Here is a 20,513-nt window from a genome sequence, read left to right as displayed (position 1 = left end):
GGGTCGTACGGGTCGGGCTCGGGGTCGTACGGGTCGGGCTCGGGGTCGTGCGGGTCGGGCTCATGGACGTACGGGTCGGACTCGGGAACGTACGGGTCCGGCTCGGCGACGTACGGGGCGGATTCGGCGACATACACCTCGACGCCGTGGTCGTGGCTGTGTCCGTACCCGTAGCCACGGTCCGGCCCCGGCTGCTCTTCCGGCTCCTCGGCCGTCCCGTAGAGCAGCTCATCGACCAGTTCCTCGGCCGGATCCTCCGCCGGATCCTCGGTCGGCTCCTCGAACTCGTCCGTCCCGTACGGAACGTGCCCGTCGCTCTCCTCGTAGACCTCCGCCTCGTACAGCTCGGAGCCGTACTCCTCCACAGGCGCCTGCCACGCCGTCGCCTCCGGATCCGATTCCGGCACGGGCGCGTACCCGCAGAGCGCCTCCTCCGCGGCGCCCACCGCGAGGCCCGTGAGGACCACCCGGCCGTCGTCGCAGACGAGCACGGTCCGGGCCGTGATGTTCCGGTGCACCCACCCGTGGGCGTGGAGCGCGCGCAGCGCGGTGAGGACGTCGGCGCCGATCTCGGCCGCGCGGTAGGGGTTGAGCGGCCGCTCGGCGAGGAGCGCGGCCAGCGGCCGGGCCGCGATGCGTTCGCTCACTATCCAGAGCGAACCGGCCTCGGCGAAGACGTCGAAGACCTGGTCGAGCAGGGGGTGGTCGGGGATCTGCGCGGCGGCCTGGGCCGCCTCGATGGCCCGGCGGACGACGGGCTCGGCCGGGCGGCGGGTCGCCCGCCCCGCCGCACCGTAGGGACCGGCCGGGCCGCCCTCCCCGTCGAGCACCTCGGCGTCGACGAACTCCGGCAGCGGTACCTGGCGGACCAGGACCTCCTGCCCGCTGAACGTGTCGAAGGCACGCGTCCCGGCCGGGTCGTACGCGTCCGTGTCCGCGTCCGCGTCCGCCGGCGGCAGCGGCAGGCGGTAGCGGTCCGCGAGCACCCTTCCCGCGTAGTCGTCCACGACGCCTCCCCACGCGCGCACGCTGTCCCCCGTGGACCCGCGGACCCCTCGGGATCGGGCGGGATCACGCGAGTCCGACAATTCCGGTCCGGCACCGTGCAGTTATCGGCTCTGTTCGGCTGCGTACGGTCCTCGAACTCTCACGATACGTGCCGTCGGTCAGTCCTTGGGGCTGAACGTGGCGAACGCCGTGTCGCGCAGCGTCTTGCACTCCGCGCCGTTCCACTCCTCCGCCTTGCAGCTGATCATGATGGAGTAGCCGTGCTTGGCGTCCACCTTGAAGCCGCGGTTGAGCACATGGACGCGCATGCCCTGCTGGGTGCGCTCGAACTCCCAGTCCGCGACGGTCGGATAGCCCTTGTAGGAGACCGTCCGGATGCCGAAGTGCTTGTAGTTCTTGCTGGTGGCGGCCACGCCGATCTTGCCGAGCTCCCAGGCGGCCGCCGCGTCGTCCTTCGGGCTGGAGTTGAAGTCGACCTGGATGCGCGGGAAGCCGCCGCTCTCGCTGAAGATCCCGCCACCGCTGTAGCCCGGTATCGAGCGGAGCTTGAACGTGGCGGGCATCGCCATGGAGAAGTGGAAGCGGTCGTTGGTGACGAGGGTGTAGCCCGCGGGCAGCTGCGCGCCCGTGCCGCCGCCGGGCTTGCCGGTCGGCGTGGTGCCGGTGCCGTTCGACCCGCCGGACCCGTCCGTGGAGCCCGTGGAGCCCGTCGTGCCGTTGCCGCCCGTCGACCCGTTCGAGCCGGTGTCGCCGGGCTGCGCGCCGCCCTGCTGGCCGGGGCCGCCGGGCGACTGGCCCTTGCCGCCGTCCGATCCACCGGAGCCGTCATCACCGGCGGAGGCGCCGGCCGAGGCCGTGGTGCCCCCGCTGCCCTTGCCCTGGTTGCCCTCGTCGCCTCCCTTGAGGGAGACCGCGAGGATCGTCCCGAGCAGGGCGAGCACGGCGACCGCGGCGATGATCACCAGCGTGCGGCGCGGTACGACGTCGGTCAGCGACGCACGGGCCGGAGTCGGTCTGCCACCGCCCTGCCGCGTCGCGGAGGCGGCCCCCGCCGCCGTCCTGGCGGTCGGCGCCGTCGGCGCCTTCGGCTCGGCCTTCACGGAGGCCGCCGCGTTCCGTACGGACTTCAGCGCACCCCTCATCCGGTCGGCGGACGCGTCGGGCGCCTGGCTCCGGTCGGCCGCCGGGGCCACCGGGGGCTGGTCGGGGCGCGGCGGCAGCGGTACGACCCTGGTGACCTCGGGGGAGACCGGGGGCGCCGGGTCGGGCGCGTCGAGCACGGCGAGGAGCAGGACCCGCGCGCGGGCGTCGTCGAGGCGCTGGGCCGGGTCCTTGGCGAGGAGGCCGTAGATGACCTTCTCCAGCTCGGGTCCAGCGTTCTTCGGCGGGTCGACGGGCTCGGTCATCACCGCCGTGAGGGTGGCGATGGCGGAACCCTTGTCGTACGGCGGGCTGCCCTCGACCGCCGCGTAGATGAGTCCGCCGAGGGACCACATGTCGGCGGCGGGGCCGGGCTTGTGGCCCCGGGCGCGCTCGGGCGAGATGTACGAAGGGGCGCCGACGAGCATGCCGGTGGAGGTGATCGAGGGGTCGCCCTCGACCTGGGCGATGCCGAAGTCGGTGAGGACGACCCGGCCGTCCTCGGCGATCAGCACGTTGGACGGCTTCACGTCGCGGTGCAGGATGCCCTCGCGGTGCGCCGAGCGCAGCACGTCGAGGATGGCGAGGCCGACCTCGGCGGCGCGCCGGGGGGTGAGCGTGCCGTCCTCGCGGATGGCGTCCGCGAGGGACTTGCCCTCGATGAGCTCCATGACGATCCACGGACGGTCGTCCTCGTCGACGACGTCGTAGACGGTCACGGCGCCGTTGTTGCGGATCCGGGCGATGGCCTTCGCCTCGCGCAGGGTCCGGGTGATGAGACGGCGCTTCTCGTCGTCGTCGATGCTGGTGGGGAAGCGGAGTTCCTTGACGGCGACGGTCCGGCCGAGGGTCTCGTCGACCGCACGCCACACGGTGCCCATGCCGCCGCGGCCGAGTACCCCGCCGAGCCGGTAGCGGCCGGCGAGGAGCCGGCCCTCGTTGACCGGGGTCTTGCGCCCCCTGTCGCCACCGGTGCCGCGCGCGGAACCACGCGCCGGGGGGCGGTCGCTCTCGCCGTCGCCGTCGCCCGCGCCGAACCCGGCCCGCCCGGTCGACGGCTCGGTCCCCCGCAGCCGCCCGCCTGACGCGCCCTGAACGTCCTTCACGCCCGAACCGCCCGAGGCGTCCTGAACGTCCTTCACGTCCCCGGCCGTCGAGCCCTTCGCGTCTCCGGCACCCGAGTCCTCCGCACCAGCCGAAGCCACCGGACCCGCCGGTTCCGCGGACCTCCCGGGCTTCACCAGGTCCGCCGGAACCGCGGAGTCCGCGGGCGCCGCGGAGGGCGCCGCCGGTGCCCCGGCTTCCTCCGCACCCCGCTCGACCTGCGCGTTCTTCGCGTGCTGTGTGTCCTTCGCGTCGTCCCGCTCCGGCTCACGCGCGGCCGGGACCACTCCTCGGTCGCCGTCGGTCGCGGCCCCCGCGGCGGCGTCACGCCCGGGGTCCTTCGCCGTGTCCCGCGACTGCTCCGCCTCCGACATGCGTCCCCTCTGCGATCCCTGATCTTCGCCGCGTCTGCCGCTTCCCGCGCGATGCGGTAACCCGCCCTGGAAGAGAGGCCATTGTCCCTCACCTCAGGACGGGTGACGTCCCCGGGTCCGTACTCCGGGATGACGACGCCCCCGCACACCCTCCAGGTTCCCACCCGCCGCGGGCGACCCGGTCGTTCCTCCACGGGCCCGCGGGGCACCCGCGCGTCCCGGACCCTCCGTCAGATCGGCACGATGTCCGGCGCCCCGAGCCGGGCGGCGTCCGCCGTCAGGTCGTCGGGCTGCCGCTGCGACTCCCGCTCGGCCTCGACCCGCTTCTCGTAGTGCTCGATCTCCTTCTCGATCTGGCGCGCGTCCCAGCCGAGGACCGGCGCCATCAGTTCCGCGCACTCGCGGGCGCTGAGCGTGCCCCGGTCGAAGGTCTCGATGGAGATTCTGGTCCGCCGGGTGAGGACGTCGTCGAGATGCCGGGCGCCCTCGTGGGAGGCGGCGTAGACGATCTCGGCGCGCAGGTAGTCGTCGGCGGCCGGGAGGGGTCGGGCGAGAGTGGGGTCCTCGGCGATGAGGTCGAGGATCTGCTCCGTCAGGGAGCCGTACCGGTTGAGGAGATGCTCGACCCGGACGACATGGAGGCCGGTGCGCGCGGCGATCCTGGCCCGCGCGTTCCACAGGGCCCGGTAGCCCTCGGCCCCGAGCAGCGGGATGTCCTCGGTGACGCAGGCAGCGACCCGCTGGTCGAGGGCGTGCACGGCCTCGTCGACGGCGTCCTTGGCCATGACGCGGTACGTCGTGTACTTGCCGCCGGCCACCACGACCAGGCCGGGCACCGGGTGGGCGACGGTGTGCTCGCGGGAGAGCTTGCTCGTGGCGTCCGACTCGCCGGCGAGCAGGGGGCGCAGGCCCGCGTAGACCCCTTCGACGTCGTCCCGGGTGAGCGGCGTGGCGAGCACGGTGTTCACATGCTCCAGGAGGTAGTCGATGTCGGCGCTGGACGCGGCGGGGTGGGCCTTGTCGAGGTCCCATTCGGTGTCGGTGGTGCCGACGATCCAGTGCCGGCCCCAGGGGATCACGAAGAGCACGGACTTCTCGGTGCGCAGGATCAGTCCGGTGGACGAGTGGATGCGGTCCTTGGGGACGACGAGGTGGATGCCCTTGGAGGCGCGGACGTGGAACTGGCCGCGCTCGCCGACGAGGGCCTGGGTGTCGTCGGTCCACACCCCGGTGGCGTTGACGACCTGCTTGGCCCGGATCTCGTACTCCACGCCGGCCTCGACGTCCTGGACGCGAGCGCCGACGACCCGCGCGCCCTCGCGCAGGAAGCCGATGACGCGGGCCCGGCTGGCGGCCAGGGCGCCGTAGGACGCGGCGGTGCGCACGAGGGTGGTGACGAAGCGGGCGTCGTCCATCTGGGCGTCGTAGTACTGGAGGGCGCCGACGAGCGCGTCCTTCTTGAGGCAGGGGGCGACGCGCAGCGCGCCCCGCCGGGAGAGGTGCCGGTGGACGGACAGGCCGCGGCCGTGCCCGGAGGAGAGGGACATCGCGTCGTACAGCGCGACGCCGGAGCCCGCGTAGAACCGCTCCCAGCCCTTGTGCCGGAGCGGGTAGAGGAAGGGGACCGGCTTCACCAGGTGGGGTGCGAGCCGCTCCAGGAGCAGTCCGCGCTCCTTGAGGGCCTCCCGGACCAGGGCGAAGTCCAGCATCTCCAGGTAGCGCAGGCCGCCGTGGATGAGCTTGCTGGACCGGCTGGAGGTGCCGGAGGCCCAGTCGCGGGCCTCGACGATGCCGGTGGCGAGCCCTCTCGTGACGGCGTCGAGGGCCGTCCCGGCGCCGACCACTCCGGCGCCGACCACCAGCATGTCCAGCTCGCGCTCGGCCATGGCCGCGAGCGCCTCGGCGCGCTCGGCGGGTCCCAGTGTCGCTGTCCTCACGGCTTGCCTCCCGTCGTCCCCCGTGGTTCCCCGTCGTTCCAGCACGCGAACCGGGCCATGTGGTCCGGCTCACAGCTCGATTCTGTCCCTCCCCGGCGACTTCAGCCACCGCCTCGCCACCGACCTGTGGATAACACTCGGCGACCTTCGGCCCCACAATGCGGCATATCGGTCATATTTACGCCTAGTCTGACATTGCGCTCGACCCGTTCTGTCCACCGGGCTTGCGCGTCGCGTTCCCTCCGGCTATCGGGAAGGACGGCCCACCCCCCATGCCCGCTGATCTCGCCGTCATCGGCCTCGGCCACCACGGACTCCCCCTGGCCCAGGCCGCCGCCGCCGCAGGCATCGACACCATCGGCTACGACACCGATCCCCACGCCGTCGCCGAACTCGCCGCCGGCCGCTCCCCGGTCGACGGCTCCCTCACCGTCCCGGAGATCCGCCGGATGCTCTCGGGGGGCTTCCGCCCGACCGCCAACCCCGCCGAACTCGGCCGGGTCCGGACCGCCGTCCTCTGCGCCCCGACCCCCCTGGGCCCCGACCACACCCTCGACCTCGGCGCCGTCACCGACGCGGCCCGCGCGCTCGCCGCCCGGCTGCGCCCGCACACCACCGTCCTCCTCGAATCCCCGGTTCCCCCGGGCACCACCGAGGGCGTCCTCCGGGGCCTCCTCGAAGAGGGCTCCGGCCTGCGTGCCGGACGCGACTTCCACCTCGCGTACTCCCCCGGCCGCCTCGACCCCGGCAGCCGTACGCACGGCTTCGCCGGCACCCCCAAGGTCATCGGCGGCCTCACCCCGGCCTGCACCGAGGCGGCGGCCGCCTTCTACGGCCGGCTCACCGACAAGGTGGTACGCGCGCGTGGCCCCCGCGAGGCCGAGACGGTCAAGCTCCTGGAGACCAACTTCCGGCACGTCAACATCGCCCTCGTCAACGAGATGGCGGTGCTCTGCCACGAACTCGGCGTCGACCTGTGGGACGTCATCCGCTGCGCCGAGACCAAGCCCTTCGGCTTCCAGGCCTTCCGCCCGGGACCCGGGGTGGGCGGCCACGGCGTCCCCGTCGACACCGTCGGCGCCCACCGCCCGCTCCGCCTCGTCGAGCTCGCGGGCCAGGTCAACGAGCGCATGCCGCAGTACGTCGTCCAGCGCGCCGCCACCCTGCTCAACGAGCACGGCAAGTCGGCCCGCGGCGCCCGGGTCCTGCTGCTCGGCATCACGTACAAGCCCGACCTGCCGGACCGTCAGGGCTCCCCCGCCGACGAGATCGCCCGCCGTCTGATGGACCTGGGCGCGGCCGTCAGCTATCACGACCCGCACGTCCCCGACTGGCGCGTCCGCGAGCTTCCCGTGCCCCGCGCGGACTCCCTCTACGAGGCCGCCGCCCACGCCGACCTGACGGTCCTCCTCCAGCACCACCGCACGTACGACCTCCAGGGGCTCGCGGTGAAGGCCCAGCTCCTCCTCGACACCCGCGGCGCCACGCCCACGGGCACGGCCCACCGTCTCTGACCTGCACGGTCACCGACCGAAACTGCTGTGCCCCTGCATAGGGGGCCTCGTCACCGTCGTACGTACGGGAGGGGCCCCGCACCACCCGGTGCGGGGCCCCTCCCGTACGAGAACAGACGTCAGCGCTTGTGCTGCGAGTCCGCGACCGTGACCTCGACGCGCTGGAACTCCTTGAGCTCGCTGTAGCCCGTGGTGGCCATCGCGCGGCGCAGGGCGCCGAAGAAGTTCATCGAGCCGTCCGGGATGTGCGACGGGCCCGCGAGGATCTCCTCGGTGGTGCCGACGATGCCCAGGTCGACCAGCTTGCCGCGCGGCACGTCCTCGTGGACGGCCTCCATGCCCCAGTGGTGGCCCTTGCCGGGCGCGTCCGTGGCGCGGGCCAGCGGGGAGCCGATCATGACCGCGTCGGCGCCGCAGGCGATCGCCTTCGGCAGGTCGCCGGACCAGCCGACCCCGCCGTCGGCGATGACGTGCACGTACCGGCCGCCGGACTCGTCCATGTAGTCGCGGCGGGCCGCGGCCACGTCGGCGACCGCGGTCGCCATCGGGACCTGGATGCCGAGCACGTTGCGCGTGGTGTGCGCCGCGCCGCCACCGAAGCCGACGAGGACACCCGCGGCGCCGGTGCGCATCAGGTGCAGGGCCGCGGTGTACGTGGCGCAGCCGCCGACGATGACCGGGACGTCGAGCTCGTAGATGAACTGCTTCAGGTTCAGCGGCTCGGACGCGCCCGACACGTGCTCGGCGGAGACCGTGGTGCCGCGGATGACGAAGATGTCCACGCCGGCGTCGACGACGGCCTTGGAGAACTGCGCGGTCCGCTGCGGGGAGAGCGCGGCGGCGGTGACGACACCGGAGTCGCGCACCTCCTTGATGCGCTGCCCGATCAGCTCTTCCTTGATCGGGGCCGCGTAGATCTCCTGCAGACGGCGGGTCGCGGTCGCCTCGTCCAGCTCGGCGATCTCGTCGAGCAGCGGCTGCGGGTCCTCGTACCGGGTCCAGAGACCCTCCAGGTTCAGTACGCCGAGGCCGCCCAGCTCACCGATGCGGATCGCGGTCTGCGGCGACACGACCGAGTCCATGGGGGCGGCCAGGAAGGGGAGCTCGAAGCGGTAGGCGTCGATCTGCCAGGCGATCGAGACCTCCTTCGGGTCCCGGGTGCGCCGGCTCGGAACGACGGCGATGTCGTCGAACGCGTACGCCCTGCGGCCGCGCTTGCCGCGCCCGATCTCGATCTCAGTCACGATGTGTGGCCTTTCCCTCTACGTCTGCGCCTACCAGTATCCCCGACACAAGCGTGAGGGGCGGCTCCGGCCACATGCCGGAACCGCCCCCACGCGTCGCGCTGTGTTACTTCCTGCTGTAGTTCGGCGCCTCGACCGTCATCTGGATGTCGTGCGGGTGGCTCTCCTTGAGGCCCGCGGAGGTGATCCGGACGAAGCGGCCCTTCGACTCCATCTCCTCGATGGTGGCCGCGCCCACGTAGCCCATGGTCTGGCGCAGACCGCCGACGAGCTGGTGCAGGACGTTGGCCAGGGGGCCGCGGTAGGGCACCTGGCCCTCGATGCCCTCGGGCACGAGCTTGTCGTCCGAGGCGACCTCGGCCTGGAAGTAGCGGTCCTTGGAGTAGGACCGGCCCTGGCCCCGGGACTGCATCGCGCCGAGCGAGCCCATGCCGCGGTACGACTTGAACTGCTTGCCGTTGATGAACTGCAGCTCGCCCGGGGACTCCTCGCACCCGGCGAGCAGGCTGCCCAGCATCACCGTGTCGGCACCGGCGGCGAGCGCCTTGCCGATGTCTCCGGAGTACTGCAGACCGCCGTCGCCGATGACCGGGACGCCGGCGGCGCGGGCGGCGAGCGCCGCCTCGTAGATGGCGGTGACCTGCGGGACGCCGATGCCGGCGACCACACGCGTGGTGCAGATGGAGCCGGGGCCGACGCCTACCTTGACGCCGTCGACACCGGCGTCGATCAGGGCCTGCGCGCCGTCGCGCGTCGCGACGTTGCCGCCGATGACGTCGACGCCGACGCTGGACTTGATCTTCGCCATCCAGTTGAGGGCGTTGCTGTTGTGACCGTGGGAGGTGTCGACGATCAGGAAGTCGACACCGGCCTCGGCGAGGCCCTGGGCGCGCTCCAGCGCCTCGGGGCTGGCGCCGACGGCCGCGCCGACGAGCAGGCGGCCTTCCTTGTCCTTCGCGGCGTGCGGGTACTTCTCCGCCTTGACGAAGTCCTTGACCGTGATGAGGCCCTTGAGGATGCCCGCCTCGTCGACCAGCGGCAGCTTCTCGATCTTGTGGCGGCGGAGCAGCTCCATGGCGTCCACGCCGGAGATGCCGACCTTGCCGGTGACCAGCGGCATCGGGGTCATGACCTCGCGCACCTGGCGGCTGCGGTCCGACTCGAACGCCATGTCGCGGTTGGTGACGATGCCGAGGAGCTTGCCGGCCGGGTCGGTGACCGGGACGCCGCTGATGCGGAACTTGGCGCAGAGCGCGTCGGCCTCGGCCAGCGTCGCGTCCGGGTGCACGGTGATCGGGTCGGTCACCATGCCGGACTCTGAGCGCTTCACGAGGTCGACCTGGTTGACCTGGTCCTCGATGGACAGGTTGCGGTGCAGCACGCCCACGCCGCCCTGCCGCGCCATGGCGATGGCCATGCGGGACTCGGTGACCTTGTCCATCGCCGCGGAGAGCAGCGGGATGTTCACGCGCACGTTGCGGGAGATGCGGGACGAGGTGTCGACCGCGTTCGGGAGGACCTCGGACGCGCCCGGCAGCAGCAGCACGTCGTCGTAGGTCAGCCCGAGTGTCGCGAATTTCTCGGGCACTCCGTCGACGTTTGCAGTCATGACACCTTCCCCAAATGGCCTTGATCGGTGCGGATGTCCATGCTAACGGGCTGAAGCGGTGTCTCATTCCACGATCAAGATCAGCCGCAAGCTTTGGACATTCGCACGTGTACGAAAGGGACGACTGGCCCCAGCGAGTCTTACTGGCTGGCCACTGCCGCCCGCCTGGCTACTGCTCGGCCAGCGCCCTGAGCCGGCTGAGCGCGCGGTGCTGCGCGACCCGGACGGCCCCCGGGGACATGCCGAGCATCTGCCCGGTCTCCTCGGCGGTCAGCCCGACCGCGACGCGGAGCACGAGCAGTTCGCGCTGGTTCTCCGGGAGGTTGGCGAGCAGCTTCTTGGCCCACTCGGCGTCGTCACTGAGGAGCGCGCGCTCCTCCGGGCCGAGGGAGTCGTCGGGCCGCTCGGGCATCTCGTCGGAGGGGACGGCCGTGGACCCCGGGTGCCGCATGGCGGCACGCTGGAGGTCGGCGACCTTGTGTCCGGCGATGGCGAAGACGAAGGCCTCGAAGGGCCTGCCCGTGTCCTTGTAGCGCGGCAGCGCCATCAGGACGGCGACACAGACCTCCTGGGCCAGGTCCTCGACGAAGTGCCGGGCGTCGCCCGGCAGCCGGTTGAGACGGGTGCGGCAGTACCGCAGCGCGAGCGGGTGCACCCGCGCGAGCAGGTCGTGCGTCGCCTGGGCGTCGCCCTCGACCGCGCGGTGCACGAGCGCACCGATCTCCCCCTGCCCGGCAGGCATGGGGGACCCCACGGTCTCGTCGTCGCGCATCGCTCCATGGTGCCCCGACGCCTCGGCGTTCGTGGCACCGCGTCCGTAGTTGTGCACCGAAGCGTTATGAGCAGGTGCGCCGGAACTCATCTCCCGCGCCCTCCCCTCCCGCTCGATCGACTCGTCCCCGAGGAACTCCACATCTCAAGGATGCGGCATCGCGCGGGGAAGTGACACAAGCCTGCCCCGTCCACCCCACGACGGACGCGGGCGAGGACGGGGAGATGGCCGGTGACCTGCGATTCAGCGGACCAGGCCCCAGCGGAATCCGAGGGCGACCGCGTGCGCCCGGTCCGAGGCTCCCAGCTTCTTGAAGAGCCGCCGGGCGTGGGTCTTGACCGTGTCCTCGGAGAGGAAGAGCTCGCGCCCGATCTCGGCGTTGGACCGGCCGTGGCTCATGCCCTCGAGGACCTGGATCTCGCGCGCGGTGAGGGTGGGCGCGGCGCCCATCTCGGCCGAACGGAGCCGGCGCGGGGCGAGCCGCCAGGTCGGGTCGGCCAGCGCCTGCGTGACGGTGGCCCGCAGTTCGGCGCGCGAGGCGTCCTTGTGCAGATAGCCGCGGGCACCCGCGGCGACCGCGAGGGCGACGCCGTCGAGGTCCTCGGCGACCGTGAGCATGATGATGCGGGCGCCGGGGTCCGCGGAGAGCAGCCGGCGGACGGTCTCCACGCCGCCCAGACCGGGCATGCGTACGTCCATCAGAATCAGGTCCGAGCGGTCCGCGCCCCAGCGGCGGAGGACTTCCTCGCCGTTGGCCGCGGTGGTCACGCGCTCGACACCGGGCACGGTCGCGACCGCGCGGCGGAGCGCCTCTCGGGCAAGCGGGGAGTCGTCGCAGACGAGAACGGATGTCATGCCTGACCTCCGCGGCTCTCGCAGCTGTAGCGCGTCACCTTGAGCCTCCAGGGCTGTACGTAATCGTCACCTGTGCGATTGACGCTCTCGGACACCTGCCCGATCGCTTGTTCCTTCAACCGCCTCCGCACTCTCAACGACGGTCACTCGAAAGAGTTACGGGTCGGACGGCAGCCTTCGGCACTCTACGTGAGGGGTTGCGCGCGGAGGGGAGCGACGCGGACGGTTCGTCCTTCATCGAAAGCTATGCCCCATTTAGCGGGATTTCTTCCCTTTTCGCAGTGTCTGTGGCTAGATTCGCAATGAGTCATATTTACATCTACTTAGACAGTAGGTGTACCGACCCGGACCGAACGGGGCCCCGAGGAGCCCCGGCCATCAGCCATCCACCCGCCCACCTATCCGTTCGACACGGTTTCAAGGGGACAAGCGCAATGGCAGATTTCTCCCGCCTTCCCGGACCCAACGCCGATCTGTGGGACTGGCAACTGCTCGCGGCCTGCCGCGGCGTCGACAGCTCCCTGTTCTTCCACCCCGAGGGAGAGCGCGGCGCGGCACGGAGTGCGCGTGAGAACTCGGCGAAAGAGGTCTGCATGCGGTGCCCGGTACGCGCGGAGTGCGCGGCACACGCACTCGCCGTGCGGGAGCCCTACGGCGTATGGGGCGGCCTCACCGAGGACGAACGCGAAGAGCTCATGGGACGCGCGCGCAATCGCCTGATCACGGCGGCGCCGACGACCGCGTCGGTCGCGTCCACGACTTCCGCGACATCCATGACGACATCGGCGTCGGCAACAGGCCGGCCGATTGTGGAGCGCATGTGAAGGAACGTTTCCTCAACTAAGCACCGAACCTGAGCACCAGCACCCGGGGCACAAACACCCGGAACACAACACCCCGAGCACGAACGGCCGGAACACCGACACCCCGAGCACGAACGGCCGGAGCACCAACACCCGGAGCACGAAGGGCTGGAGCACCGACAACCGGAGCCGCGCCCACGCGCGCGAGGCGCGCCCTACGCGCGCGTGGCGGCCCGGGTCAGTTCGTCGAGCGTGGCGGCGACGGCCGGTACCTGCGCCAGGTCGGGCAGCGTCAGGGCCACGATCTCCCGCTCCACGGCGGGCTCGACCGCCACGGTCCGCGCCCCCCTGGGCCGTACGGACTCGATGGCCAGCTCCGGCAGGACGGCCACGCCGAGACCGGCGCCGACCAGCCCCACCACGGCCGGGTAGTCGTCGGTGGCGAAGTCGATACGGGGGGTGAAGCCCGCCTCCTCGCACACGTCCACGAGCTGACGGCGGCAGCGCGGGCAGCCCGCGATCCAGGACTCCTCGGCCAGTTCGGCCATGCCCACGGACCCCGCCCCGGCGAGCCGGTGCCCCTCGGGGACCAGGCCCACCAGGCGGTCGGCCAGGATCGGGCGGACGACCAGGTCGTCCCACTCGGCCTGCCCGTCGGCCTGCCGGCCGGCCCGCCCGCCGCCGTACCGGAAGGCGAGGGCCACGTCGCAGTCGCCCTCGCGGAGCATCTCGATCGAGCGCGGCGGTTCGGCCTCGACGAGCGAGACGCGGGTGCCGGGGTGCGCGGCCCGCAGCGCGGCGAGCGCGGTGGGGACGAGCGTGGAGCTGCCGCTGGGGAAGGAGACCAGCCGGACCCGGCCGGCCCGGAGCCCGGCGATCGCGGCGACCTCCTCCTCCGCGGCGGTGAGCCCGGCGAGGATGCCGGAGGCGTGGCGGACCAGGACCTCACCGGCCTCGGTGAGGCGCATCTCGCGTCCCGTCCGGATCAGCAGCGGCGTACCGGCGGAGCCTTCGAGGGCCTTCATCTGCTGGCTGACGGCGGGCTGGGTGCAGCCCAGTTCGCGCGCGGCGGCCGAGAAGGAGCCGGTGGCGGCGACGGCGCGCAGGACGCGGAGATGACGAGCCTCGATCATGGGCTCCATCATAAGCGAATCTTGGGTGAAGTCCCACTTTTCCGCCTTCAGCTTTGAGGCGGGTGCCCGTAAAGTGCCCACATGACCTTGCTGAGTGTGAATGTGGGCCGCGCCAAGGCCGTGGACTACACCGAGGCCGCGTCCGGCCTGACCGCCATCGACAAGCGCCCCGTCGAGGGGCCGGTCCGGATCGAGGCGCCCGGAGCCCCCGGCGTCGGAAGGAGCGGGCTCGCCGGGGACACGGTGTGCGACCTGCGCTTCCACGGCGGCGACGACCGGGCCGCGTACGCCTTCGCGCGCGAGGACCTGGACCGGTGGGAGCGCGAGCTCGGCCGTCCGCTCGCCAACGGCTCCTTCGGCGAGAACCTCACGACCGGTGACCTCGACGTGAACGGCGCCCTGATCGGCGAGCGCTGGCGGATCGGCGAGGAGGTCGTCCTGGAGGTCACCGGCGGCCGCATCCCCTGCCGTACGTTCGCGGGCTTCCTGGAGGAGAAGGGCTGGGTCAAGCGGTTCACGCAGTCCGACGCCGGTCCGGGCGCGCTGCTGCGGGTGATCGTTCCGGGCGAGATCCGCGCCGGCGACCCGATCACGGTCGTCCACCGGCCCGACCACGACATCACCGTCGCGCTGCTCCACCGCGCCGCGACCACCGAACGCGCCCTGCTCCCCGGCACGTTGGTCGCCGCCGAGTGGATGGAGTCCGGACTCCTCGCGCTCGCCCGCCAGTACGCGGAGAAGTACGCGCGCGCGTAGCCCGCGTCTGGTCGGCGGTACGCGGACAAGAACGCCTCCGCCGTGGCACTACCGTGCCCGTATGACGACTGCACTGATTACGGGCGCCACCGCGGGCATCGGGGCCGCTTTCGCACGGAGGCTCGCCGCGGACGGCCACGATGTCGTGCTCGTGGCCAGGGACGTGAAGCGGCTCCGGGAGCAGGCGACGGAGCTGCACGACCGCCACGGCATCGAGGCCGAGGTGCTCGCGGCGGACCTCGCCGAGGAGAAGGGCATCGCGGCCGTCGAGGCCCGGCTCTCGGACCCGAAGCAGCCGGTGGACATGCTCGTGAACAACGCCGGCTTCGGCAACAAGGGCCGCTTCCTCGAGGTGTCCATGGCCGACGAGCTGAAGATGCTCACGGTGCACTGCGAGGCGGTGCTGCGGCTGACCTCGGCGGCCGCCGCCTCGATGAAGGAGCGCCGGCGGGGCTCCGTGGTCAACGTCGCCTCGGTGGCGGCCTTCGTGCCCCGCGGCACGTACGGGGCGTCGAAGGCCTGGGTCGTGCAGTTCACCCAGGGCGCGGCGCGGGACCTGGCGGGCAGCGGCGTGCGGCTGATGGCACTCTGCCCCGGCTTCGTACGGACCGAGTTCCACGAGCGGGCCGGGATGGGGACGGACAACATCCCGGGCTGGATGTGGCTCGACGCGGACAAGCTGGTGACGGCGGCGCTCGCGGACCTGGACCGGGGGAAGTCGCTCTCGATCCCCGACCCCCGCTACAAGGCCCTCATGGGTGTGGTGAAGCTGGCGCCGCGCGGGCTCCTCGGCGGGGTCTCCTCCAAGGCGGGCAGGAAGTACGGGCCGAAGTAGCCCGCTCACCCGGCCCGTGCGCCGAGGTCGGGTCCCGGAGGAGCCGGCCGGCCGCGGCGACGAGGTTCCCGGCGAAGCCCCCGGGAACCCACAGGGAAGCCACAGGGAAGCCACAGGGGGTTCCCCGCCGTGACGACTCCGTCGCCGGGAATCCTGAACAAGCTCCGATCGAACGTCAAGGGCCTTCGGAGCGAATGATCGAAATTTCTTCCGTTCGATCATTCAGGGGCCGCGAGTGATCTAAGGTCGGGGAACCACCACCACCGCGAGGGGGAACTGCGCCGTGCGCGAGAGTGCTGCCGAACGACACGACCGACTGCTGGCCCTGGTGCGCGAGCGCGGCACCGCCCGCGTCGCCGAACTGGCCGAGCGGCTCGGGGTCTCCCCCGTGACCGCCCGCCGGGACGTCGAACTCCTGGCCGGCCGGGGCCTGCTCGACCGGGTGCACGGCCAGGTGTCCTGGCCCGAGCGGCGGGGCGCCCCGGGCGGCGGACGGACCGGCGAGGGCCTGGTCCTCGGCCTGCTCGCCCCCTCCGCCACGTACTACTTCGCCGAGGTCATCCGCGGTGCGCACGAGGCGGCCGCCCGCGCCGGCGCCCGGCTCGTCCTGCGCGTCTCGGACTACCGGCCGGAGGAGGACCGGGCCCGCACCGAGGGGCTGCTCGCGGCCGGCGCCGAGGGTGTCCTCGTCGCGCCGGGCTGGCGGGGACCCGAGGATCGGCGCGCGTACGGGGACTGGCTGGCCGAACTCCCCGTACCGACGGTGCTCCTGGAGCGCAGGGCCGAACCCGGCAGCCCCCTGGACGGCCTCGACCGGGTCGCCTCCGACCACGCCCACGGCGTCCTGCTCGCCCTGCGCCACCTGCTCGCCCTCGGCCACGCGACCCCGCTGCTCGTGGCGCGCCGGGACTCGCCGACCGCGCTCGCGGTCCGTGCCGGGTACGCCGAGGCGCTGGGCACCCTGGGCCTCGCGGAGCCCCGGCCGGTCATCGACTCCGTGCCGGCGGAGGCGGATCCGGAGGGCTTCGAGCGGGCGGTACGCGCGCTGCACGAGGCGGTCGGGTCCGGCCTGGCGAGCGCGGCCCTGGTGCACAACGACGTGGACGCGATCGAGATCGTGCAGCGCCTCGCCGAGCTGGGCGTCCGGGTGCCGCAGGACCTGGCCCTGATCGCCTACGACGACGAGGTCGCCGCGCTGGCCGACACCCCGCTGACGGCGGTCGCGCCGCCGAAGCGGCAGGTGGGGCGGCACGCCACGGAACTCCTGGTGGAGCGGCTGACGGAAGGCGCGGACGCGGACGCGGCGCGGCGCCATCTGGGGCTGTTGCCGAGGCTGCGGGTGCGGGACTCGTGCGGGGCGCGCACGACGTCGTCCGCCTGAGTTCCGGCCGACCACATCTGATCTTTTTTCGATCAATCAATCTTTCGCTCTTGACTTCGGTCATGAACGGTCACAGGATCACGGCCACAACCTCCCCGCCGCCGCCCTTCAGGAGTCGTGCCGTGACCCGTAGTTGGAGCAGAACGTCCCGCGTCATAGCCGGCACCGCCACCGCCCTCGCCGTTCTCACGGCCTGCGGCGGCAGCGGTGACGACACAGCGAACAGCACGGCGAAGAAGCCGAACGGGCCCGTCACCCTCACCTTCTGGGGCTGGGCCAAGGGCTCCAAGGACGTCGTCGACGCCTTCAACGCCTCCCACACCGACATCCAGGTGAAGTTCGAGGAGATCCCCTCCGGCACCGCCGGCGGCTACGCCAAGATCTCCAACGCCGTGAAGGCCGGCAACGCCCCCGACCTCGTCTCCATCGAGTACTCCTCGCTCCCCGAGTTCGTGAGCTCCGGCGCCCTCCAGGACATCGGCGGCGAGTTCACCGAGGCCGACCGCGCCAAGCTGCTCCCGCAGACCGTCGAACTCACCACCCTCGGCGGCAAGTCCTGGGCCGTCCCCTTCGACGCCGCCCCGCAGGCCTTCTTCTACCGCAAGGACCTCTTCGCGAAGTACAAGCTCCAGGTCCCCACCACCTGGGACGAGTTCAAGAAGGCCGCCGAGCAGGTCCGGAAGGCCGACGCCAAGGCCCGTATCGCCACCTTCTTCCCCGACGACCCGACCACCTTCGAGGCCATGGCCTGGCAGGCCGGCGCCCAGTGGTTCAAGGCCGAGAACGACACCTGGAAGATCGACACCACCGACGCGGCCACCACCAAGGTCGCCGGCTACTGGCAGGGCCTCCTCGACGCCGGGCTCGTCCACAAGAACGCCTCCTTCAGCCCCGAGTGGACCGGCTCCCTCAAGAACGGCACCACCATCGGCTACCTCGGCGCCTCCTGGGGCGCGGGCGTCCTCAAGGGCACCCTGCCCGAGCAGGACGGCAAGTGGGGCGTCGCCCCCATGCCCAGCTGGGACGGCAAGCCCGCGAGCGGCATGCTCGGCGGCACCTCCTTCGCCGTGACCAAGGACAGCAAGCAGCGGGCCGCGGCCGTCACCTTCGCCGAGTGGATGTCCACCACCGAGGCCGGCGTGAAGGCCCGGATCGCCTCCGGCACCTCCTCCGCCTTCCCCGCCGCCACCGCGCTGCGCCCCGTCGCCAAGAAGGCCTTCGACGCGAGCTACTACGGCGGCCAGGACATCTACGCCCTCTTCGAGGCCGCGGGCGCCTCCATCAGCCCGAACTGGGCCTGGGGCCCGACCACCGGCACCACCAACACCACCATCAAGGACCACTTCGGCAAGATCACCCAGGACGGCCCCGGCATCGCCGACGCCGTCAAGGCCGGTCACGACGCCACCGTCGCCGAACTCACCAAGCGCGGCCTGAAGGTCGAGGGCTGACCGGATGAAGGCCCGCACCCGCGCCGCCACGATCCTGCTGACCCCCTTCTTCCTGCTGTTCACCGTGGTGATGGTGGTGCCGATCGGATACGCGGTCTGGCTCAGCCTCTTCACCGAGAAGCAGTCCGGACTGGGCTTCGGCGGCACCGAGACCGTCTTCACCGGCCTCGACAACTACACCGCGGCGCTGGGTGACCGGGCCTTCCGCGAGGGCTTCGGCGTCCTGCTCGGTTACTGCCTGCTCTACATCCCGCTGCTGCTCGCCGGGGCCCTCGGCCTCGCCCTCCTGCTCGACTCGGCACTCGCCCGCGCCCGCCGCTTCTTCCAGCTCGCGCTCTTCCTGCCGCACGCCGTCCCCGGCATCATCGCCGCGCTGATCTGGGTCTACCTCTACACACCCCAGCTCAGCCCGGTCGTCCAGGCCATGGAGGCCGGAGGCATCGGCTTCGACTTCTTCTCCCCCGAAGGCGCCCTGCCCTCCGTCGTCAACATCGCGCTGTGGGAGTGGCTCGGCTACAACATGGTCATCTTCTACGCGGCCCTCCAGGCCATCGACCGCTCCGTCCTCGAAGCGGCCACCGTCGACGGGGCCGGCGCCTGGCGCATCGCCTTCTCCGTCAAGGTCCCGCTCGTCAAGGCCTCGCTCGCCATGGTCGCCCTCTTCACGATCATCGGCTCCCTCCAGCTCTTCACCGAGCCGCTGATCCTCAACAAGGGCACGGGCTCCGCCGTCACCTCCACCTGGACGCCGAACATGTACGCCTACACCGCGGCCTTCGACCGCAACGACTACGGACTCGCCGCGGCGGCATCCGTACTCCTCGCCCTGACGGCGGCGCTGCTGTCGTTCGCGGTGACGCGGATGACGGGCCGCCGCAAGGCCGGGAAGGAGCGCACGGCATGAACGGCCGACCCCGCACCGGCTCCGTCTGGCTCTCCAAGGCGGCCGTCAACGGCGCCCTCGTCCTCGCCGTCGTCTACATGCTCTTCCCGCTGGTCTGGCTGCTGACCGCCGCCACCAAGGACGCCGGCGGTCTCCTCGCCGGAAACGCCTTCTCCTTCGAGGGCTTCGACCTGGGCGGCAACCTCACCCGGCTCGCCGAGTACAACGACGGCATCTACTTCCACTGGTACGCCAACAGCCTGCTGTACGCCGGACTCGGCGCCCTCGCCTGCTCGTTCGTCAGCGTCGCCGCCGGATACGCCTTCCACGTCTACGACTTCCGGGGCAAGGAGAAGCTCTTCGGCCTCGTCCTCCTGGGAGTGCTCGTCCCCACCACCGCGCTCGCCCTGCCGATGTACCTCCTGGCCAGCGAGGTCGGGGTCGTCAACACCTACTGGGCCGTCCTCGTCCCCGTGCTCGTCAACCCCTTCGGCGTCTACCTGTCCCGGGTCTTCTGCGCCGGCTACATCCCCGACGAGGCCCTGGAGGCAGCCCGTATCGACGGGGCGGGCGAACTGCGCGTCTTCTGGTCCATCGGTCTGCGCATGGTGATGCCCGGCTTCGTGACCGTCTTCCTCTTCCAGTTCACCGCCGTCTGGAACAACTTCTTCCTCCCCCTGGTGATGCTGTCGGACCAGAAGCTCTACCCGCTGAGCCTCGGCCTGTACGCGTGGAACAGCAACGCCCACGCCGAACCCGACTTCTACCCCCTCGTCGTCACCGGCTCCCTGCTCGCCGTCGTCCCCCTCGTCGTCGCCTTCGTCTCCCTCCAGCGCCACTGGAAGGCCGGTCTGACGGCCGGCAGCGTCAAGTGAGGAGCTCAGGTACAACGATGCACCCGACCACCGACAACCGCCCCGCGCTGCTGCTCGCGATGGGCGACGGCGTAGCCGAACGCCTCCTCACGGACACCCACCGCGCCCGCCTCGGCACTCTCACCCGCACGGACCCGCACCTGGTCGCCCACGACCTGACGTCCCGGGACCCGCGGATCACCACCGCACTCTCCGAGGCCGAGATCCTCCTCACCTGCTGGGGAGCGACCCCGCTGACCGCCGACGTCCTGGACCGCGCACCGCGCCTGCGTGCGGTGGTCCACGCGGCCGGATCGGTCAAGCACCACATCACCGAGGACTGCTGGGACCGCGGCCTGCGCGTCACCTCGGCCGCCGCGGCCAACGCGCTGCCGGTGGCGGAGTACACGCTCGCCGCGATCCTCTTCGCGGGGAAACGGGTCCTCGGCTCGGCCCAGCGGTACGCCGAACTCCGCGCCGACCACGCCTGGCTCACCGAGTCCGCCGGCTGGGGCAACTACCGCCGCACGGTCGGCATCGTGGGCGCCTCCCGGATCGGGCGCAGGGTGATCGACCTGCTGCGCCCCTTCGACATCGAGATCCTCCTGTACGACCCGTACGTCGACGTCCCGCCCCCCGGCGTGGAACTGGTGACCGACCTCGCCGACATGTGCGCCCGCAGCACGGTCGTCTCGGTCCACGCCCCCCAGCTCCCGTCCACGGTCCACATGATCGGCGCACCCCAACTGGCGGCGATGCGCGACGGAACGACCCTGATCAACACCTCCCGGGGCTCCCTGATCGACGAGCGGGCCCTCCTCCCCCACCTGACCTCGGGCCGGCTCCACGCGACCCTGGAC

The 20,513-nt window shown here is 71.8% G+C and carries 17 protein-coding genes; 9 read left to right on the top strand and 8 right to left on the bottom strand.

Going from position 1 to position 20,513, the window contains the following annotated elements:
* The 3 genes from AOK00_RS40690 to AOK00_RS27430 all read right to left on the bottom strand — a co-directional run.
* Positions 1-1,007: protein kinase (locus AOK00_RS40690; RefSeq protein ID WP_254047521.1), on the bottom strand; the 1,007-nt coding region annotated here is incomplete at its 3' end.
* A gap of 159 nt (positions 1,008-1,166) precedes the next feature.
* On the bottom strand, positions 1,167-3,626 hold the full coding sequence (locus tag AOK00_RS27435; RefSeq protein ID WP_055602941.1) for a serine/threonine-protein kinase: 2,460 nt from the start codon (positions 3,624-3,626) through the stop codon (positions 1,167-1,169).
* 230 nt (positions 3,627-3,856) lie between these two features.
* Complete coding sequence (locus tag AOK00_RS27430) at positions 3,857-5,563, bottom strand: glycerol-3-phosphate dehydrogenase/oxidase (protein ID WP_055602940.1); 1,707 nt, start codon at positions 5,561-5,563, stop codon at positions 3,857-3,859.
* A gap of 272 nt (positions 5,564-5,835) precedes the next feature.
* Here AOK00_RS27430 and AOK00_RS27425 point away from each other — a divergent pair, with 272 nt between their 5' ends.
* Positions 5,836-7,077, top strand: coding sequence for a nucleotide sugar dehydrogenase (locus AOK00_RS27425; protein ID WP_055602939.1), 1,242 nt, complete (start codon positions 5,836-5,838; stop codon positions 7,075-7,077).
* A gap of 119 nt (positions 7,078-7,196) precedes the next feature.
* On the opposite strand, the gene AOK00_RS27420 is transcribed toward AOK00_RS27425, so the two are convergent.
* The 4 genes from AOK00_RS27420 to AOK00_RS27405 all read right to left on the bottom strand — a co-directional run bounded on the left by AOK00_RS27420 (position 7,197) and on the right by AOK00_RS27405 (position 11,557).
* On the bottom strand, positions 7,197-8,321 hold the full coding sequence (locus tag AOK00_RS27420) for a GuaB3 family IMP dehydrogenase-related protein (RefSeq protein ID WP_055602938.1): 1,125 nt from the start codon (positions 8,319-8,321) through the stop codon (positions 7,197-7,199).
* A gap of 106 nt (positions 8,322-8,427) precedes the next feature.
* Positions 8,428-9,930: an IMP dehydrogenase gene (gene guaB / locus AOK00_RS27415; protein ID WP_030318555.1), complete on the bottom strand. Its 1,503-nt coding sequence runs from the start codon at positions 9,928-9,930 to the stop codon at positions 8,428-8,430.
* 169 nt (positions 9,931-10,099) lie between these two features.
* Entirely contained in the window at positions 10,100-10,702 is a 603-nt protein-coding gene (locus AOK00_RS27410) for a sigma-70 family RNA polymerase sigma factor (RefSeq protein WP_030318557.1), read from the bottom strand.
* A gap of 243 nt (positions 10,703-10,945) precedes the next feature.
* Positions 10,946-11,557 carry a response regulator transcription factor gene (locus tag AOK00_RS27405; RefSeq protein ID WP_003948568.1) on the bottom strand — a complete coding sequence of 204 codons (612 nt, stop codon included), beginning with the start codon at positions 11,555-11,557 and terminating at the stop codon, positions 10,946-10,948.
* A 434-nt stretch (positions 11,558-11,991) separates the two neighbouring features.
* On the opposite strand from AOK00_RS27405, the gene AOK00_RS27400 reads away from it, so the two are divergent.
* Positions 11,992-12,381 (top strand): WhiB family transcriptional regulator, encoded by a 390-nt coding sequence (locus AOK00_RS27400; RefSeq protein ID WP_055602937.1) that lies wholly within the window; start codon positions 11,992-11,994, stop codon positions 12,379-12,381.
* A gap of 194 nt (positions 12,382-12,575) precedes the next feature.
* On the opposite strand, the gene AOK00_RS27395 is transcribed toward AOK00_RS27400, so the two are convergent.
* Positions 12,576-13,493 (bottom strand): LysR family transcriptional regulator, encoded by a 918-nt coding sequence (locus AOK00_RS27395; RefSeq protein WP_055602942.1) that lies wholly within the window; start codon positions 13,491-13,493, stop codon positions 12,576-12,578.
* Positions 13,494-13,574: 81 nt separating this feature from the next.
* On the opposite strand from AOK00_RS27395, the gene AOK00_RS27390 reads away from it, so the two are divergent.
* The 7 genes from AOK00_RS27390 to AOK00_RS27360 form a co-directional block, all read left to right on the top strand.
* Complete coding sequence (locus AOK00_RS27390; RefSeq protein WP_055602936.1) at positions 13,575-14,249, top strand: MOSC domain-containing protein; 675 nt, start codon at positions 13,575-13,577, stop codon at positions 14,247-14,249.
* Between the two features lie 61 nt (positions 14,250-14,310).
* Complete coding sequence (locus AOK00_RS27385; protein ID WP_055602935.1) at positions 14,311-15,084, top strand: SDR family NAD(P)-dependent oxidoreductase; 774 nt, start codon at positions 14,311-14,313, stop codon at positions 15,082-15,084.
* 283 nt (positions 15,085-15,367) lie between these two features.
* Positions 15,368-16,465 (top strand): substrate-binding domain-containing protein, encoded by a 1,098-nt coding sequence (locus AOK00_RS27380; protein WP_055602934.1) that lies wholly within the window; start codon positions 15,368-15,370, stop codon positions 16,463-16,465.
* A gap of 122 nt (positions 16,466-16,587) precedes the next feature.
* Entirely contained in the window at positions 16,588-17,916 is a 1,329-nt protein-coding gene (locus AOK00_RS27375) for an ABC transporter substrate-binding protein (protein WP_055602933.1), read from the top strand.
* Positions 17,917-17,920: 4 nt separating this feature from the next.
* Positions 17,921-18,820, top strand: coding sequence for a carbohydrate ABC transporter permease (locus tag AOK00_RS27370; RefSeq protein ID WP_055602932.1), 900 nt, complete (start codon positions 17,921-17,923; stop codon positions 18,818-18,820).
* On the top strand, positions 18,817-19,674 hold the full coding sequence (locus AOK00_RS27365; protein WP_055602931.1) for a carbohydrate ABC transporter permease: 858 nt from the start codon (positions 18,817-18,819) through the stop codon (positions 19,672-19,674). The genes AOK00_RS27370 and AOK00_RS27365 overlap by 4 nt, the downstream gene beginning before the upstream one ends.
* Before the next feature lie 17 nt (positions 19,675-19,691).
* On the top strand, positions 19,692-20,513 hold an 822-nt coding region (locus AOK00_RS27360), incomplete at its 3' end, for a hydroxyacid dehydrogenase (RefSeq protein ID WP_055602930.1).

Origin of the sequence: Streptomyces aureus, assembly GCF_001418135.1 — a bacterium.
Taxonomy (GTDB): Bacteria; Actinomycetota; Actinomycetes; order Streptomycetales; family Streptomycetaceae; genus Streptomyces; species Streptomyces aureus_A.
The sequence above is the reverse complement of the archived record's forward strand: the minus strand, read 5'-3'. Positions and strand labels throughout refer to the sequence as shown.